The sequence below is a fragment of the Mycobacterium sp. IDUB_36 genome (assembly GCF_055419225.1).
This window is the reverse complement of the sequence record NZ_JBVAXH010000001.1, coordinates 1,855,709-1,872,157: the sequence shown is the minus strand read 5'-3', so window position 1 is coordinate 1,872,157 and position 16,449 is coordinate 1,855,709. Positions and strand designations below refer to the sequence as shown.

The 16,449-nt window shown below is 65.9% G+C and carries 15 protein-coding genes and 1 tRNA gene; 13 read left to right on the top strand and 3 right to left on the bottom strand.

The genetic code is table 11. The annotated features are described in order from the left end of the window. Positions 1 to 71 precede the first annotated feature (71 nt). On the top strand, positions 72 to 437 hold the full coding sequence (locus ACZYW1_RS09180; RefSeq protein ID WP_463785132.1) for a hypothetical protein: 366 nt from the start codon (positions 72 to 74) through the stop codon (positions 435 to 437). 96 nt (positions 438 to 533) lie between these two features. Here the strand turns inward: ACZYW1_RS09180 and ACZYW1_RS09175 are convergent, their stop codons facing one another. After that, a complete protein-coding gene (locus ACZYW1_RS09175) occupies positions 534 to 1,706 on the bottom strand; it encodes an aromatic ring-hydroxylating oxygenase subunit alpha (RefSeq protein WP_463785131.1) in 1,173 nt (390 codons plus the stop codon). 92 nt (positions 1,707 to 1,798) lie between these two features. On the opposite strand from ACZYW1_RS09175, the gene ACZYW1_RS09170 reads away from it, so the two are divergent. Both ACZYW1_RS09170 and ACZYW1_RS09165 read left to right on the top strand, forming a co-directional pair. After that, positions 1,799 to 2,407 carry a TetR/AcrR family transcriptional regulator gene (locus ACZYW1_RS09170; protein ID WP_463785129.1) on the top strand — a complete coding sequence of 203 codons (609 nt, stop codon included), beginning with the start codon at positions 1,799 to 1,801 and terminating at the stop codon, positions 2,405 to 2,407. A 509-nt stretch (positions 2,408 to 2,916) separates the two neighbouring features. Then, positions 2,917 to 3,651 (top strand): alpha/beta fold hydrolase, encoded by a 735-nt coding sequence (locus ACZYW1_RS09165; protein WP_463785127.1) that lies wholly within the window; start codon positions 2,917 to 2,919, stop codon positions 3,649 to 3,651. A gap of 106 nt (positions 3,652 to 3,757) precedes the next feature. Here the strand turns inward: ACZYW1_RS09165 and ACZYW1_RS09160 are convergent, their stop codons facing one another. Then, a complete protein-coding gene (locus ACZYW1_RS09160) occupies positions 3,758 to 4,519 on the bottom strand; it encodes a hypothetical protein (protein WP_463785125.1) in 762 nt (253 codons plus the stop codon). Positions 4,520 to 4,645: 126 nt separating this feature from the next. Between ACZYW1_RS09160 and ACZYW1_RS09155 the strand changes: the two genes are divergently transcribed. Beyond that, positions 4,646 to 5,248: a TetR/AcrR family transcriptional regulator gene (locus tag ACZYW1_RS09155; RefSeq protein WP_463785123.1), complete on the top strand. Its 603-nt coding sequence runs from the start codon at positions 4,646 to 4,648 to the stop codon at positions 5,246 to 5,248. A 224-nt stretch (positions 5,249 to 5,472) separates the two neighbouring features. Next, the gene (locus ACZYW1_RS09150) at positions 5,473 to 5,874 is read left to right on the top strand and encodes a hypothetical protein (protein ID WP_463785121.1); all 402 of its coding nucleotides are present in this window, start codon (positions 5,473 to 5,475) and stop codon (positions 5,872 to 5,874) included. 4 nt (positions 5,875 to 5,878) lie between these two features. On the opposite strand, the gene ACZYW1_RS09145 is transcribed toward ACZYW1_RS09150, so the two are convergent. After that, positions 5,879 to 5,949, bottom strand: a tRNA-Gly gene (locus ACZYW1_RS09145). 71 nt (positions 5,950 to 6,020) lie between these two features. Between ACZYW1_RS09145 and dcd the strand changes: the two genes are divergently transcribed. The 8 genes from dcd to rfbA all read left to right on the top strand — a co-directional run bounded on the left by dcd (position 6,021) and on the right by rfbA (position 16,449). Then, complete coding sequence (gene dcd / locus ACZYW1_RS09140; protein WP_463785119.1) at positions 6,021 to 6,590, top strand: dCTP deaminase; 570 nt, start codon at positions 6,021 to 6,023, stop codon at positions 6,588 to 6,590. A gap of 54 nt (positions 6,591 to 6,644) precedes the next feature. Next, positions 6,645 to 7,922, top strand: a complete 1,278-nt coding sequence (locus ACZYW1_RS09135) for an ammonium transporter (RefSeq protein WP_463785117.1) — start codon at positions 6,645 to 6,647, stop codon at positions 7,920 to 7,922. A gap of 206 nt (positions 7,923 to 8,128) precedes the next feature. Next, complete coding sequence (locus ACZYW1_RS09130; protein WP_463785116.1) at positions 8,129 to 10,081, top strand: DUF7159 family protein; 1,953 nt, start codon at positions 8,129 to 8,131, stop codon at positions 10,079 to 10,081. A 213-nt stretch (positions 10,082 to 10,294) separates the two neighbouring features. Beyond that, positions 10,295 to 11,926: a DUF7159 family protein gene (locus ACZYW1_RS09125; protein WP_463785114.1), complete on the top strand. Its 1,632-nt coding sequence runs from the start codon at positions 10,295 to 10,297 to the stop codon at positions 11,924 to 11,926. Between the two features lie 121 nt (positions 11,927 to 12,047). Beyond that, entirely contained in the window at positions 12,048 to 13,754 is a 1,707-nt protein-coding gene (locus ACZYW1_RS09120) for a DUF7159 family protein (RefSeq protein ID WP_463785112.1), read from the top strand. Between the two features lie 88 nt (positions 13,755 to 13,842). Then, positions 13,843 to 15,168, top strand: a complete 1,326-nt coding sequence (locus tag ACZYW1_RS09115) for a UDP-glucose dehydrogenase family protein (RefSeq protein ID WP_463785111.1) — start codon at positions 13,843 to 13,845, stop codon at positions 15,166 to 15,168. A gap of 43 nt (positions 15,169 to 15,211) precedes the next feature. Further along, a complete protein-coding gene (locus ACZYW1_RS09110; protein ID WP_463785109.1) occupies positions 15,212 to 15,580 on the top strand; it encodes a nuclear transport factor 2 family protein in 369 nt (122 codons plus the stop codon). Positions 15,581 to 15,582: 2 nt separating this feature from the next. Further along, entirely contained in the window at positions 15,583 to 16,449 is an 867-nt protein-coding gene (rfbA, locus tag ACZYW1_RS09105) for a glucose-1-phosphate thymidylyltransferase RfbA (RefSeq protein ID WP_463785107.1), read from the top strand.

Here is a 16,449-nt window from a genome sequence, read left to right as displayed (position 1 = left end):
CAGCGACGCCTGGCAGCGTTTGGCAGCGAATGGCATCGACAGTTGCGACGATGTGGACGAGTCTGAGGCGCATGACTATAAGCGCCCGTACGACGCTCGGCGTGATGCGATCCATTGTCGGGGCGGTGTCGCTGACCGCACCTGGTTTCGCCGCTCGCCTCTTCGGCGTTCCCGCCGACCCGTCAGCCGCATGGATCACCCGGCTGTTCGGTTCGCGGGAACTTGTGTTGGCTGCGACCCTGTTGGCCGCTCGGCCCGAGCAGGTGGCGCCGGTGGCCGCCCTCGGCGCTGGAATCGACGGACTCGATGTCGTGTCGTCGGCGGTGGAAATGGCGCGCGTGCAAATCTCCACCTACACGTTTGTCAGCGGCGGGTGCGGTGCCCTTGTGTTCACGCTGCTCGGCCTGGGGGCGATGCGCGCCGCACACTCAGCCTGATCGCACAGTGCTTGGGAGGCACGGGCCGCCACCTGAGGGGATGCGCGGAGTCCGAACCGCAGCGGCTGAGTGTACGGCGGTCTCTCGCGGCATGCGCTACGCCAGCGCGACACCCAGTTCCTGGGCGAAGACCCTGATCATGTGCTGGACGCCGATCTCGTTGCGCCCGATGATCATGTGATCGTGTTGTCCGTGGCGGACTCCCTCTCCGCATTGAGGCAACATCGCGAAGTCCTCGTCTCTGACCGCGGCGTGCACTCCTTCGTAGATTGCGTCGTAACCCGCTCGCATGTCATCGGTGGTCGCCGGGACTCGGCCCATCCAGCTGTGGCGGACGGTGCAGCGGGTGGGTTCTCCGTCGGGGAGGATGTCGATGATCTCCACGCCGACTGGGCTGTTGGCGAGGATGAGGTTGGGATACACCCAGTAGATGACGCCCATGTTGGCGGACGGTTCCGCTGATGCGGCGGGGTCCGTTTGTAAGTTGGTAATCCAGTTGAACGGGAAGCCGAGTCGATGATGTTTTCCGAACTCGTCGTAGATCGTGGTGTTGGAGAGGGTGTTTTGGCCGATGAGGCTCTGGCCATGGACGTAGGGAAAATGGTATCCCTCGGCGAACGCTTCCAGCGCGCCCTTCCACGAGACCTCGGACGTGAACTCGCGCTCGGTGTGGTAGCCGAAAGAGTCGTAGTTCCAGAGCTCGAGTTCAGAGGCCAGGTCTCCGAGGTGCGCGTCGAGGTCGATTGTGGCGTCCGCAGTCAAGACCGCCCAGACGAAGCCGTAGCGCTCATCGGAGGGCAGTTCGACCAGACCGTAATCCGTTGTGTCCATTGAAGCGAAGCCGGCCTTGCCTGGAACCGTGAACAGTTCTCCGGTGTTTTTGTAAGTCCACGCGTGGTACGGGCACACGAAGCGGGACGAGTTGCCGGACCCGCAGGCGGGCATGGCGCCGCGATGGCGGCAGTAGTTCAGGAATACGTGGCTGGTGCCGGATCGGTCACGGGTGACCAGTAGGGAATCACCCAGGACGGAGCGGACCACGTAGTCGTTCTTCTCGGGAATCTGCGCAGACGGCACGACGGCCAGTGGCACTCGACGCAGAATCTGTGACTCCTCGATCTCGGTGATTTTGGGGTCGCGGTAGTAGTGCAGCGGAACCCGCAGCTCCGTGTCGGCGAAGTCGGTCGTTCGGTTGATTGCGTGGTGGAGCGCACGCTTCGTGAGCGTCTCATCAGTTCCGTGGGCAGGTCGGTTGCTTGCCAGCGTCATCGCGCACTCCTCTGAACGGCCACTCAGACCATACATTCAATATGCACTGTATTGTCAACAAATGATGCTGGACGCTATGCGACGATCACGTCATGCGTAGGCATGGGTGGTCGGGCGACATGCCCCGCGACGACGACGAGGCGGTCGAGCGAATCGTCACCGCGACCCGGCGCATCATTGACGAAGGCGGAACCGTCAACGTGTCGGAGGTAGCTCAGCGACTCGGAGTCACCCGCCAGACGATCTATCGGTATTTCCCAACCCAAGAGGCACTCATTGCTGCTACGGCCTTAGCGGCAATAGGCGGATTTTTGGATCGGCTTGCCGCGCAACTGGTTTCGATTTCTGATCCCACCGAGGCTGTGGTGGAGGGCATCGCGTTCACGTTCGAGCAGATCGCCGAAGACCGTTACCTCAGCTTGGTGTTCGAACCCGGTAAGGCCAGTGCCTTCACAGCAGGCGTCACCTCTGACATGGCCGTTGATCTTGGTCGATCCATCCTTGAACGGTTCGATGTCGACTGGGCCGGCGCGGGATTCGCGGATGACAAGCTCGACGAACTCGTCGAAGTGATGCTGCGAACGCTGCAGTCGTTGATCGTGGATCCTGGACGGCCGGCGCGTTCTGGTGCGAAACTGCGGCAATTCCTTGCGGATTGGATTGCGCCCTCAGTTCGCGCCCGCGCAACGATCAGCCGGTAATGCGCGGCCGTCCAGGCGTCAGTGTCGTCAGTCAATACGCGGTAGGCGGTGGCACTCGATACGCCAACAGTCCGACGCTCCTTGCCATGTCCGAGTTTCAGCTCTGCCGGCCGATCCAGGAAGGCGGCGACCGTGCGGCCCGCGGCGGTAACGGTCTCAGTCGATTCGCACACGGGTAGTCGAGCCAATCGAGCGGCGTTGGAACTGCCCGGAAGCTGGAGCGGATGACGGGGATCGAACCCGCGTATGCAGCTTGCGAAGCTCTTCCTCGCCCGAACAGGCGAGCGATAACTGCTGTTCAGCGGCCTAAAAGTGATACCGTTTGCGCTGGTCAAGCGGTACTTCGGTGCGACTCGGCTCGCTTCCGGTACGGCCACAGTCCGGCTGCGTCGACGCTACCGTTACGGAACTGCCGGCACGGTGTCGGAGCGGGCGCTAATTCGGCTGCTAGCGACCGGCTCTTTGGGAGTCAATTTGAGGCAAGGCAGCGGTCGGCACGGGAGGTTGATGTGGCATTACCTGCACTGGTTCTGGTCCATGGTGGCGGCCATGCGGCCGACTGCTGGGACCTCACGATAGAAGAGATCCACCGTATTGAGCCGGGCTTGACGGCACTGGCTGTTGACCTTCCGGGCCGCCGATCGAAGCCGGGAAATCTGCGTACGCTAACGATCGCTGAATGCGTCGATTCCGTCGTTGCTGATATCGAAAACGCTGGGCTCGGTGAGGTGATCGTTGTCGGTCATTCGATCGCAGGGATCACGGCACCCGCAGTCGCGGCAAAACTCGGCGCACCACGAGTTCGTGAATTGATTCTCGCGGCGGCAGTTGTGCCGGGTGAAGGGGAAACGTGCAGAGACGTCATGACCGGTGCACTCAGACTCGCCCGTCCGCAAGCACGTCGAGGTCGCCAGAACGAAACCCCTTTCTGGTGGGTCAAATACCTGTACCTGAACGGCGTGCCACGTGCTCGACGCCGCTTTATCAAAGACAAGCTGTACGCGGAATCTGGATCGATACTCGCCGAAAGAGTCTCGGGCGCCGATCGATCCGACGACATACCGCGAACGTGGATACTTACGACCCGCGACCGCGCGTTGTCCGTGAAGGCTCAACGCCGGAACATGGAGGCGATCGGCGGTGTCCGGGCTCGGGTCTCGATCGACACGTGTCACGACTTGATGGTGAGCGAACCGGAACGGTTGGCAGAGATTTTGGTCGACCGCTGCCGGCTATACGACTAAGTTCGCGCCCAGCCTGCCCGGTTACGGAGCGTCAAAAAGAAGCGGCGACAACCCCATCCGGGGGACCCCCCACCCCGTCTGCCGTGAGTGACCCGGCGGGTCGCGTTCAGAACTTCACCGCGAGGTCCTGGCGAGCCAGCCTGCGGACGCCCCAGAAGTAGGTGACGAACGGCATGGTGCACCACAGCAGGTTCAGGACTACGAATTTGATCCACATCTCGACGGGACTGGTCATGCTTTGCAAGTTGTTGGCGACCTCTACCCCGAAGTAGACCGCAGGCAGTGTGACCTCCACGATCATCCCGCCCATGATGAAAGACAGTTGAGTGCTGGTGAACTGCTTACCATTTCGGAAGAACTGCACCATCGCGTAGGCCTCGAATAGTCCGATGAAGAAGGCAATCCACTCCAGGACGACGATGAGCGGGTCGCCGTTCAGGTAACGCGCGTCGCCGCCAAGGAGGATGGGCGACCACATATAGGTCCAAAGCGCACCGTGTTGGACGCCGGCTTTGATCTGGTCAAAGAGCAAGAGCCACGGTAGTTCCCAAATGAATCGCGGTATCAGGGCGATGAAGACCCACACAATGACCATCGCGCTCAGTCGTTCCGATCTGGTCCAGTCACGCTGGCCCGGTAGCGGAAGCCACGGCATCGCCAGTGCTGTCAAGAAACAGCCCACAACGAAGACGACCAACGTGGTGGACGCTACGAAGTGGGACACCCCGGCATGAAATTCGAGGTACCAGAACACGATGTGAATGATGAAGAAGAACGCCAAGACGCCGAAGAGCGACTTCTGCAACGACGACAGTCCCGGCCTCTCCGGTGACGCTTGCTTGTCGTCGGTCTTGATCGTCTCAGTCATGGTCCACTCCTCGAACGACGTGCAGCGGCATGCCCGAAGCATTGCATGCGCCATGTTTTTAAGGCAAGGGTGTTCCCCTAAGGTGTCGTGGGTGAGGCAGCACGGTGAGCAGGGCGGATTGCGTAAATGACAGGTCGCAAGCGGACCGTCCCGCGTCGTCCGATCGCCGGGCGACAGGAGCGGGGGGACCGGACCCGCGACCTACTCATCGACGAGACCGTTGCGTGCATCCGTGAGGAAGGCTTCTCGGCGGCCAGCGCACGGCACATCATCGAACGAGCGGGCGTGAGTTGGGGCGTCATTCAGCATCACTTCGGAGACCGCGACGGTCTGCTGACTGCGGTAATCGAGGATGCCGTGGACCGGCTGACCGCATCGCTTGAAGTGCTGTCCGATCCGGCGGCAGCCACCAACACCGAAGACTTGGTGCGTGCGACCTGGGAGGCCTTCGCGAATCCAAAGGCTATGGCGGGGTTGGAGATTCTCATCTCCACCAAGCATTTACGGAGTGGACTCGGAAGACGGCACATGGAACGTCTGGGCGAGGCGTTGGCGAACTTGATGGCCCGCTTGAATGCCGAGACCAACGGTGACCACACCGTCGCGTTGGGTTTGCTGCTGTGGACCACACCGGTCGCGATGATGATCGCCGAGATGTTCGCCACGCCTCCGCTGGCCGCGAAAGACGCTCAGAAGGCGATCGCCGCCATGATCGACGCGCAGCACTGACCCGTCTCGGTGGCTCGTCTGGTGTGAGCACCCTCTGCTCTGGCATCGCTCAATCGAACGGCGCTGGCGCCGCTCAGACCTGGGGCTGATGACGGGAATCGAACCCGCAGCCCGCCCTCGACTCTCTGAAGTAGCTCAGAAAACTGTGCAAAACCGAGAAAAGCCCTCGGAAGGTGGCGAAAGTGTGCCTCTAGGCGTTGATCAGCAAACTAGGGAGTACAGACATGACGACTACCATCCGGGCCCTGGCTGCGGGCATCTCCCTGGCTACCGCTGCGGTGATTTGGGCGGGACCCGGCAGCGCCGAAGGCATGGAAGGCACCTACGCCGTAACCAGAAGCAATGGCGGAGACGACACCTGGAACCTGACTGCGTGCGGCAATGGGTGCGTCAACGTCGCTGCGAAGCAATGGAACGGCAAAGCGACGCTTTCAAACGGTCAATGGAATCTGACGACGACTCGCCCGGTCACGTGCCCGCCCGACCTCGATCCGCACCCCATGCAAATGGATATCACGTGGGATGCGGCAACACTCCATGGCACCGAAACCATTCACAACCCCGGCGTGTGCGGTGCACCCGCGGGAGCATCGCAGTCAAACGAGTTCTTTTTGGTCAAGTCCTGAGCGGAGCCGATGACGGGAATCGAACCCGCGTATTCAGCTTGGGAAGCTGATGTTCTGCCATTGAACTACATCGGCGATGTTGCCTCGGAAGGCTAGCACCCGGCGTCGCGCCATTCATCAGCATCGCGGGCCGCTACGCTCGTCGCGTGCTGCTTTCCGATCGCGATCTCAGAGCCGAAATCGCTGCCGGCCGGTTGGGAATCGACCCGTTCGACGACGCCCTGGTCCAGCCGTCCAGCGTCGACGTCCGGCTGGACAGTCTGTTCCGGGTCTTCAACAACACCCGTTACACCCACATCGACCCCGCGCAGCAGCAGGATGAGCTGACCTCCCTGGTGGAGCCGGCCGAGGGCGAGCCGTTCGTACTGCACCCGGGCGAGTTCGTCCTCGGGTCCACCCTCGAAACGTGCACGCTGCCAGAGGATTTGGCCGGTCGACTCGAGGGCAAGTCTTCCCTCGGCCGACTGGGCTTGCTCACGCACTCGACCGCCGGCTTCATCGATCCGGGTTTCAGCGGCCACATCACCCTCGAGCTGTCCAACGTCGCGAACCTGCCGATCATCCTCTGGCCGGGCATGAAGATCGGACAGTTGTGCATCCTGCGGCTGACCAGTCCGGCCGAGCGTCCCTACGGCAGCGCCTCGGTCGGTTCGAAGTATCAGGGCCAGCGCGGTCCCACGCCGTCGCGGTCCTATCTCAACTTCGTCAAAGATTGAGCCGCTTCCCGGGCCGGTAGGCGGCAGCGGGGATTCGGTCCTATTCTCCTTCGAATGTTGCATATCGATCCCGCCGCGACTGCCTGGCTGCTTGCCAGCACGGCCCTGGTGATGCTGATGACGCCGGGGCTGGCGATCTTCTATGGCGGCATGGTGCGCACCGCCGGTGTCTTGAACATGATCATGATGAGCTTTGTCGCCATCCCGCTGGTGACGGTGGCGTGGCTGCTTGTCGGCTACTCGCTGGCCTTCTCCGGCGACGGCGGCGGATTCGGTCTCATCGGCGATCTTGCCCACGTCGGGATGGCGGGCATCGGCCCCGGCACCCCGCACGGCGCTGTTCCCGAACTGCTGTTCGCCACTTTCCAGCTGACCTTCGCGATCATCACCGCCGCACTCGTCAGCGGCGCGATCGCCGACCGCGCACGCTTCTCCGCTTGGGTGGTTTTCGTCCCGGCCTGGGCCATCGCCGTCTACTCGATCGTCGCGCACTGGGTCTGGAATCCTCACGGCTGGATGTCCAAGCTCGGCGTGCTGGACTACGCCGGCGGCCTCGTTGTCGAAATTGTCTCCGGCGCCTCAGCTCTGGCGCTCGCCCTGGTCCTGGGTCCGCGTATCGGCTTCATGAGGGACGCCATGCGGCCGCACAACCTGCCGTTCGTTCTGCTCGGCGTGGGCCTGCTGTGGTTCGGTTGGTTCGGTTTCAACGCCGGGTCGGCGCTGGCCGCCAACGGCATGGCCGCGGCGATCTTTCTCAACACACTGGTAGCAGGATGCCTCGGCATGCTTGGTTGGCTGGCCGTCGAGAAGATCCGTGACGGGCGGCCGACGACGTTCGGCGCGGCGTCCGGTGTCGTCGCGGGTCTCGTCGCGATCACGCCCTCCTGCGGCACGGTCAACACGCTGGGCGCGGTCGTCGTCGGACTGGCTGCGGGCGTCGTGTGCTCGTTCGCGATCACCCTCAAGTTCAAGTTCGGCTACGACGACGCGCTTGACGTCGTCGGCGTGCACTTCGTCGGCGGTGTCGTGGGGGTGCTGCTGATAGGAATGCTCGCCACTGACGTCATGACCGGCGGCCCGTCGGGTCTCTTCTACGGCGGCGGAATCCTTCAGTTCGGCAAGCAGGCTCTGGCGGCCGCTGTCGTCGCGGTGTACGCATTCGTGATGTCGTTTCTCCTGGCCAAAATCGTCGATCGGTTCGTCGGCTTCCGCATCAGCCCTGAGGACGAGACGGCGGGGGTCGACTTCAGTGAGCACGCCGAGACTGCGTACGCGGAGGGTGTGCACGGTCATCTTGCGTCCCGTCGCCCGCCGACGATCGGCGATCAGTGATCGGCGACCTGCCGCCCCGGTCGTATCTGAATTTCATAAGCTCTGCTTAACTTCGGCTGCCCCACCGCATAGCTTGCGCGGAGAATATTCAGGAGTAGCGCCGGACGCGGTGTTCCCTCCGCCTAAAACCGTGGCGCGCTACGAAGGGCTCTGGAGGCGCGGTGGACATCGTGCTCGGGGTGTCAATGGCACCCACATCTGTTCGAATGCTGTTGGTAGAAGGTGAAAACGCCGACGGCGTGACTGTCGAGGACAACAAGTTCGACTTCTCCGCCGACGACGGCGCGGCCACGGTGAGTGCGGCCGACCAGCTGATCTCGGCGATCTTGGGTACCCGCGAAGGAGCCGCCGAGGCCGGTCATGCGCTGACCTCGACCGGGGTCACGTGGACCGACCCGGTGGACGCCGCCGCGCTGCGCGACGCGCTCTCCACTCGCAAGATCGAGAACGTCATGCTGGTGTCGTCCTTCATGGCCGCGGCGGCGCTGGCCCAGACGGTCGGTTGCACCGTCGGCGACGCGCACACCGCGCTGCTCTTCGTCGAACCCGACACCGCGACACTGGCCGTCATCGACTCCGCCGACGGCTCCATCACCGATGTCCACAAAGAGCTGATCTCTGGTGGCCGCGACATCACCGAATTAGCCAACCTGGTGGCGGGTTTGGAGTCGTTGGAGACCCGCCCGCAGAGCGTCTTCATCGTCGGCTCCGGCGTGGACGTCGCCACGCTGAAATTCCAACTCGAAACCGTGACGTCGCTTCCCGTCACCGCAGCCGAAGAACCCGAGACCGCCCTGGCGTGGGGTGCGGCGCTGGCGTCGGCCAACGCTCCACTGTTCGCGTCGTCGACGGCGGCGCTGGCGTATGCGCTGGATCCCGGTACCGGTGCGATCGACCCCTACGCCGTATCACCGGGATACCTTGCGGCACCCGATGTTCCGTTGGGCGGCTCACTCGGTGAGGACGATCTTGCCTACAGTGCGGTTCCGGACGACGATGCCGACGTCCAGACCATCGCCCAGGACGCGCCGATCGACGAAAGCCTCGACCGTGAGCCTGAGCGACGCCCGCTCGTTCTGGTCGGGAGCATCCTCGCGGTTGCGTTCGTCGCCGCGGCACTGTCGCTGGAAGTAGCTCTGGCACTGGGGATTCGGCCGAATGTGGCGTTTCTACCGCGACCGCTGCAGCACTTGATCATCGAGTCGCCGGCACCCGCGCCGGCGCCGAAGGCCGTCGACGTGCCACAGGCCAACCGCATGATCGCGCCGGCCGTCGTGCCCGCGCCGGCGAATGCGCCGATTCCCGCCCCGGCGCCCGCGGCGCCGGCTCCAGTGCCGTTGCCGGCCGCACCGCCCGCCGTGGCGATTCCCGCGGCTCCGCCGCTGCCGGTCGCTGCGCCGCCGGCCCCGGTCCTCGCTCCCGCCCCGGTGCCTGCGCTGATTCCCATTCCCATTCCGATTCCGGTGCAGTCGCCCCCGGTTCGGGTGGGTCCGGTTCGTGGTCCGCAGCCGCCGGTCAAAGTGCCGCCGGTCCAGGTTCCGCCAGTCGATCCGCCGGTGAAGGTGCCGCCGGTTGATCCGCCGGTGAAGGTGCCGCCGGTTGATCCGCCGGTGAAGGTGCCGCCGGTACAGGCTCCCGATCCGAAGCCGCCCGTCGTCGTCCCGGTGCAGCCACCCGTGCAGCAGCCGGACCCGGTGCGCGTGCCCACGCCACAGGCGCCGCTCTTTCCAGGCCTGCCAGGTTTGGGCATCCCCGCAATCCCGGCTCCGTCCCAAGGGTCGTCGGTCAACCCGCCTGGCGGCAACCCCTTCAACCCGCCCGGCGGTTTTGGTGGCGGAAATCCCGGCGGTGGGGGCAACCCCGGCGGCTTCGGCGGGGGCAATCCCGGTGGCTTCGGCGGTGGCGGAAATCCCGGCGGTGGGGGCAACCCTGGCGGCTTCGGCGGTGGTCCGGGTGGTTTCGGTGGCGGCGGAAACCCCGGTGGATTCGGTGGAGGTAGCCCCGGCGGCGGTCACAGCTCGGGCGGATTCGGCGGCGGCGGATTCGGCGGAGGAGGGGGCGGCTTCGGAGGCGGTGGCCACAGCAGCGGTGGCTTCGGCGGGGGCGGATTCGGCGGTGGTGGGCACAGCGGCGGTGGCTTCGGCGGCGGGCACCACTAGCCCGCGGCCCACTACGCAACAAGGTAAAATCGTTTGGGAAGGTCGGCCCGGGGGCATCGTTCGACCATCGCCCCTGGCCACATCTTCATAGAGCACTGCTAAGTCCGCGGTAGTTTCGCCGCGCTCCGGAGTGGCGATAACTTCTCTACTGGCGACCGATGGTCTGCATTGTCAGATGGCCCGCGGACAGCTAGCCAAATGGCGGGAGGATTGGTGGACACCGTACTCGGTGTTTCGATGGCACCCACGGCGGTTCGCGTCGTGCTGGTCGAAGGAGAAAACGCTGACGGGGTGACCGTCGACGAAGACAACTTCGCGGTGGACGCGAACGACGAGCCGGCGACTTTCAGCGGGCCGGATCAGGTGGTCGCGGCGATTCTCGGGACCCGCGAAGGCGCCAGCGAGGCCGGCTATGACCTCCTGTCGACCGGCGTGACGTGGACAGACCAGCGTGCGGCGGCCGAGCTGCGCGATGTACTGGCCGCCCGCAAGGTCGAGAACGTAATGCTGGTGTCGTCGTTTTTGGCCGCGGCCGCGTTGGCGCAGTCAATGGGCAGCGCCACCGGCTATGCCCGGAACGCCCTGCTGTACGTCGAGCCGGACACCGCAACGCTTGCGGTGGTGAACACCCATGACGGTTCCATCATCGACGTGCACCGCCAGCAACTCCCGGACGACGACGACCAGGCGGTGGCCGCACTGGTCGACATGGTTTCTACGGCCGAGGGTCTCGACCTACAGCCCGACGGCCTGTTGGTGGTCGGCTCAGGTGTCGACATTCCGCTGATCAAACCGGCGCTGGTGGATGCCACGTCGCTGCCCATCAGCGTCCCCGAACACCCGGAGACCGCGCTGGCCCGGGGTGCCGCGTTGGCCTCGGCCAACGCACCGCTGTTCGCCTCGTCGACGGCGGCGCAGGCCTACGCCCTGGATCCCGGAACCGGCGTGGTGAGCCAGCACGTGGACACCCCCGGATACCTGGCCGTCGCCGAAGCGGCCGTTCCCAGCGCGGAGGCAGGCGCGGACGCGCTGGCCTACAGCGCCGTCGACGACGACTCCGCGGCGATCTACACGCAGCTGGGACCCGACGCCTACGTGGACGACCACGAAGACTTCACCACCGGCATGTATCCCGACTTCGACCGGCTGGAACAGGAACAGGAGAGCCGCACGCCGTTCCTGGTGGCGATGGGTGTGCTGATCATCTTCGTCGCTGGTGTGATGGGGCTGGTGATCTCGCTCGCGTTCAGCATCCGGCCGTCGGCCAGCACCCGGCCTGGCATCAGTCACAACGTGGTTGCCCCGGCCCGTCCGCTTCCGGCTCCGCTGCCTGCGGCACCGCCTGCGCCAGAGGCCGCACCCGCCCCGGCCCCGGCCCCGGCCGCCGTGCCGGCACCCATCGAAGCGGGTGTCCCGGCTCCGGCGCCGCCACCGGCTTTCGCGCCCGCTCCCGCGCCGCCGCCGGTGTTCGCGCCGCCGCCGCCGGCGGTCGTGCCCGCACCGATTCCGATACCTATCGCGCCGATCCTGCCGGGTCTGCTGCCAGGCGGCCCCGGCTGGGGTGGACCGCCCGACCGTGGACCCGGCTGGGGTGGTCCCGGCGGCGGCGGTCCCGGCCGTGGGCCAGATTGGGGCGGACCGGGCCGTGGACCTGGCTGGGGTGGCCCCGGCGGCGGTGGTCCCGGTCGCGGTCCCGACTGGGGCGGCCCCAAGGGTGGCCGCGGTGGTGGCCCCGGACGAGGCGGCGGCGGTATCCCGGGCATTCCCGGAATCCCCGGCTTCGGCCATGGTGGCGGCGGTGGCGGTTGGGGTCACGGTGGCGGCGGCCACGGTGGCCGCCACTAGGCAATTCGCCGACTAACCCATAGCCGCGGCGTCTGCACGTCGGTATCGTCGTAAAGGCAATGTTCGACCGGCGACTGGTCAGACTTTCAGCCACCCGCGAGTGAGCAGTTTTGGAGGAAAAGTGGACACCGTACTTGGCGTGTCGATGGCACCCACGGCGGTCCGCATGGTTCTCGTCGAAGGCGAGAACGCCGACGGCGCCACGGTCGATGAAGACGGTTTCGACGTCAACGCATCGGCCGACGCTCCGACGATCAACGCGGCCGACCAAGTCGTCTCGGCGATTCTCGGCACCCGCGAGGGTGCTGTCGACAGTGGTTATGACGTGCGTTCGATCGGCGTGACCTGGACGGATCCGATCGACGCGGCGGCGCTGCGGGACGCGCTGGCCGCCCGCAAGGTCGAGAACGTGATGCTGGTGTCGTCGTTCATGGCCGCTGCGGCGCTGGCCCAGGTGGTCGGCAGTTCCATCGGCCACGCCAAGACCGGTCTGCTCTTCGTCGAGCCCGAGACCGCGACGCTGGCCGTGGTGGACACCTCCGACGGGTCGATCACCGATGTGCATCGCCAGCCGTTGACTCCCGGCCGCGATCCGTTTGCCGACCTTGCGGCTCTGGCGTCGGGCGCGGGTTCGCTGGACGCGCGGCCCGACGGCTTGTTCCTGGTCGGCTCCGGGGGAGTGGACATCTCCTCGCTCAAGCCGCAGCTGGAGGCCGCGACCGGGCTGATCCTCAGCGCGCCGGAGGAGCCGGAGACCGCCCTGGCTCGCGGCGCCGCATTGGCCTCGGCCAACGCGCCGTTGTTCACGTCGTCCACCGAGGCGCTGGCCTACGCCCAAGATCCCGGCACCGGGTTCATCAATCCCTACGCCGTTGCCCCGGGCTATTTCGACGTCGCCACCGAAAGCAAGACGGGTGAGCAGGCCCTGGCCTACAGCGCCGTGGCCGACGACGACGACGACTTCACCGCGTTCGCCGACGAGAGCTCAATCGAGACCGGTCTGTACACCGGAGCCGCCTACACCGGGGTCGCGGAAGAGCAACCCGACGAGCAGCCCGAGGGTGGCCGTCGGCCGTTATTCCTGGTGGCCAGCGCCGTCGTCGGGCTTTTCGTGGTGGGCGCCGCCGCCCTGCTGGTTGCTCTGGCGATCAACATGCGCCCGACGGCCGCCACCCGGCCGGACCCGGGCCACAACGCCAAGCCGGCTCCCGCCGCTCCGGCGGCCCCGGCACCAGGGTCCGCTCCGGCTCCGGAGGCGCCCGCTCCCGCGCCCGAGGCGCCGGCGCCGGTTCCCGAAGCACCGGCGCCCGAACCGGCCGTTGTCGCTCCCGCGCCTGAGGCACCCGCGCCGGCACCCGCGGCGCCTGCACCCGAACCCGTTCCCGCGGCACCCGCGCCGGCCCCGATCCCCGCGGCCCCGGCCCCGGCCGCTCCGCCGCCCGCGGTGATCCCGATCCCGATTCCCATTCCCGGTTCGCCACCGGTGTTCGGCGGACCTCGACAGGGTCCGTGGAATCCCGGCGGCGGTGGTGGCGGACGCCCGGGTAACGGTGGCGGCAACCCCGGCGGTGGCTTTCCTGGCGGCGGTGGTGGCGGCGGCAACCCCGGCGGTGGCTTCCCTGGCGGCGGTGGTGGCGGTGGCAATCCCGGCGGAGGCTTCCCAGGCGGCGGCGGTGGTGGTGGCGGTGGCAACCCCGGCGGCGGCGGAGGCGGCTTCCCCGGCGGTGGTGGCGGTGGCGGTGGCCACGGCAGCGGCGGCAGTGGCGGGGCTCACGGTGGCGGCGGCGGCGGCCGCGGCGGTTTCGGCATACCTGGCCTGGGCTTTTAACCTTCGACGGCAAACCGTCACCTCACGTTTGCCCCCCGCTCAGTAGGGCGATGCCGTTAGCTCATCGCCGCGACCTACACACAGGGGTATGAGGTGCACCGTTTTTGGTACGGGTTATCTGGGTGCTACCCACGCGGCCGGGATGGCCGAACTCGGGCACGAGGTGGTCGGTGTCGACATCGATCCCGGTAAGGTCGCCAAGCTCGCCGCCGGCGATGTTCCGTTCTACGAGCCGGGTCTGCGAAAAATGTTGCGTGACAACATCGCCGCGGGCCGGCTGCGCTTCACCACGGACTACGACTTGGCCGCCGAATTCGCCGACGTGCACTTCCTCGGGGTCGGTACACCGCAGAAGCGCGGCGAATACGGCGCAGACCTGAGCCACGTGCACGCCGTAATCGACACGCTGGCACCGCGTTTGACGCGGCCGGCGGTGATCGTCGGCAAGTCGACTGTGCCCGTCGGGACCGCCGCTGAACTGGTTCACCGGGCGCGTGATGCCGCCCGTCCCGGTGTTGACGTCGAGGTGGCATGGAACCCGGAGTTCCTGCGCGAGGGCTTCGCCATCCAGGACACGCTGAAGCCGGACCGCATTGTGCTTGGCGTGCAAGACGATTCGACACGCGCCGAAGCTGCGATCCGGGAGATGTATGCGCCGATGCTGGACGCCGGCGTCCCGTTCTTGGTGACAGACCTCCAGACCGCCGAGCTGGTGAAGGTGTCGGCGAACGCATTCCTGGCCACCAAAATCTCCTTCATCAACGCGATCTCCGAGGTGTGCGAGGCGGCCGGGGCCGACGTCACTCTGCTGGCCGACGCACTCGGTCACGATCCGCGGATCGGTCGTCGATTCCTCAACGCCGGCTTGGGGTTTGGTGGCGGCTGCCTACCCAAGGACATCCGCGCCTTCATGGCCCGGGCCGGCGAGCTGGGTGCCGACCAGGCACTGACGTTCCTGCGGGAAGTCGACAACATAAACATGCGACGTCGCACGAAGATGGTCGAACTCGCGACCAAAGCGTGCGGCGGTTCGCTGCTGGGGGCCAACATCGCGGTGCTTGGCGCAGCGTTCAAACCCGAGTCGGATGACGTGCGCGACTCACCGGCGCTCAACGTCGCCGGCCAGCTTCAGCTCAACGGTGCTGCCGTCAACGTCTACGACCCGAAGGCGCTGGAGAACGCGCAGCGACTCTTCCCGACGCTGAACTACGCAGTGTCGGTAGAGGAAGCGTGTGATCGTGCCGACGCGGTCCTGGTGTTGACCGAGTGGCCCGAATTCCTCGACCTCGACCCGGACACGCTCGCCGACCGGGTGCGCTCCCGGGTGGTCGTCGACGGCCGCAACTGCCTCGACGTGCACCGCTGGCAGCAGGCCGGATGGCGCTTGCACTGCTTGGGACGCCGCGTAGCCTGACCGCTCGACCCATTGTGCCGTCACACGCGGTACGTTTCTCGTCATGACCACTTCGGAGATGGCCACCGTTCTGGCGTGGCACGACGCTTTGAACGCCGGCGACATCGACACCCTGTTGTCCCTGTCCAGCGACGACATCGAGGTCGGCGACGCGCACGGTGCCGCACAGGGTCACGCCGCGTTGCGGGAGTGGCTGACCGCCAACCCTCGCTCGATCGAGGTCGGCCGGCTGTTCGTTCACGACGGCGTGGTGGTCGTCGAACAAAAGATCAGCGGCCCAGGCGAATCCGGCTCCGAGGCCGCGTCGGCTTTTCGTGTCGTGCACGACCACATCACCTCGGCATTCCGCCATCACGACCTGGCGGCGGCGCTGGCGGCCACCGAACTGACCGACGCCGATCTGGTGGAGTAGACATGCGCGGGATCATCCTTGCCGGGGGTGCGGGTACGCGTCTGTATCCGATCACGATGGGCGTCAGCAAGCAGCTGCTGCCGGTCTACGACAAGCCGATGATCTACTACCCGCTCTCCACCCTGATTCTGGCCGGCATCCGCGATATCCAGATCATCACCACCGCGTCCGACGCGCCCGGCTTCGGGCGAGTGCTGGGCGACGGCAGCGCATTCGGTATCGACATCAGCTACGCGGTGCAAGACGAGCCCGAAGGTCTGGCCCAGGCATTCGTGATCAGCGCCGACCACATCGGCGCCGACTCGGTGGCTCTGGCATTGGGCGACAACATCTTCTACGGGCCCGGGCTGGGCACCAATCTCCGGCGATTTCAAAACCTCAGTGGCGGAGCAATTTTCGCCTACCGGGTGGCTAACCCTTCGGCATACGGCGTCGTCGAATTCGGCGGTGACGGGGTCGCAATCTCGATCGAGGAGAAACCGGCCGCACCGAAATCGAGTTACGCGGTGCCGGGCCTGTATTTCTACGACAACGATGTCGTCGAGATCGCGCGTGGTCTAAAGCGTTCCGCGCGAGGCGAATACGAGATCACCGACATCAACCGGACCTACCTCGACCAGGGGCGGCTGGCCGTCGAAGTGCTGGCCCGCGGCACCGCGTGGCTCGACACCGGGACATTCGACTCGCTGGCCGACGCCGGGGATTACGTGCGCACCCTGGAGCGCCGGCAAGGCCTGAAAGTCAGCGTTCCCGAGGAAGTCGCGTGGCGCATGGGTTTCATCGACGACGAGCAACTCGCCCAGCGGGCTAAATCCCTACTGAAATCCGGCTACGGCGCCTATCTGCTGCAACTGCTGGAACGGCGCTGA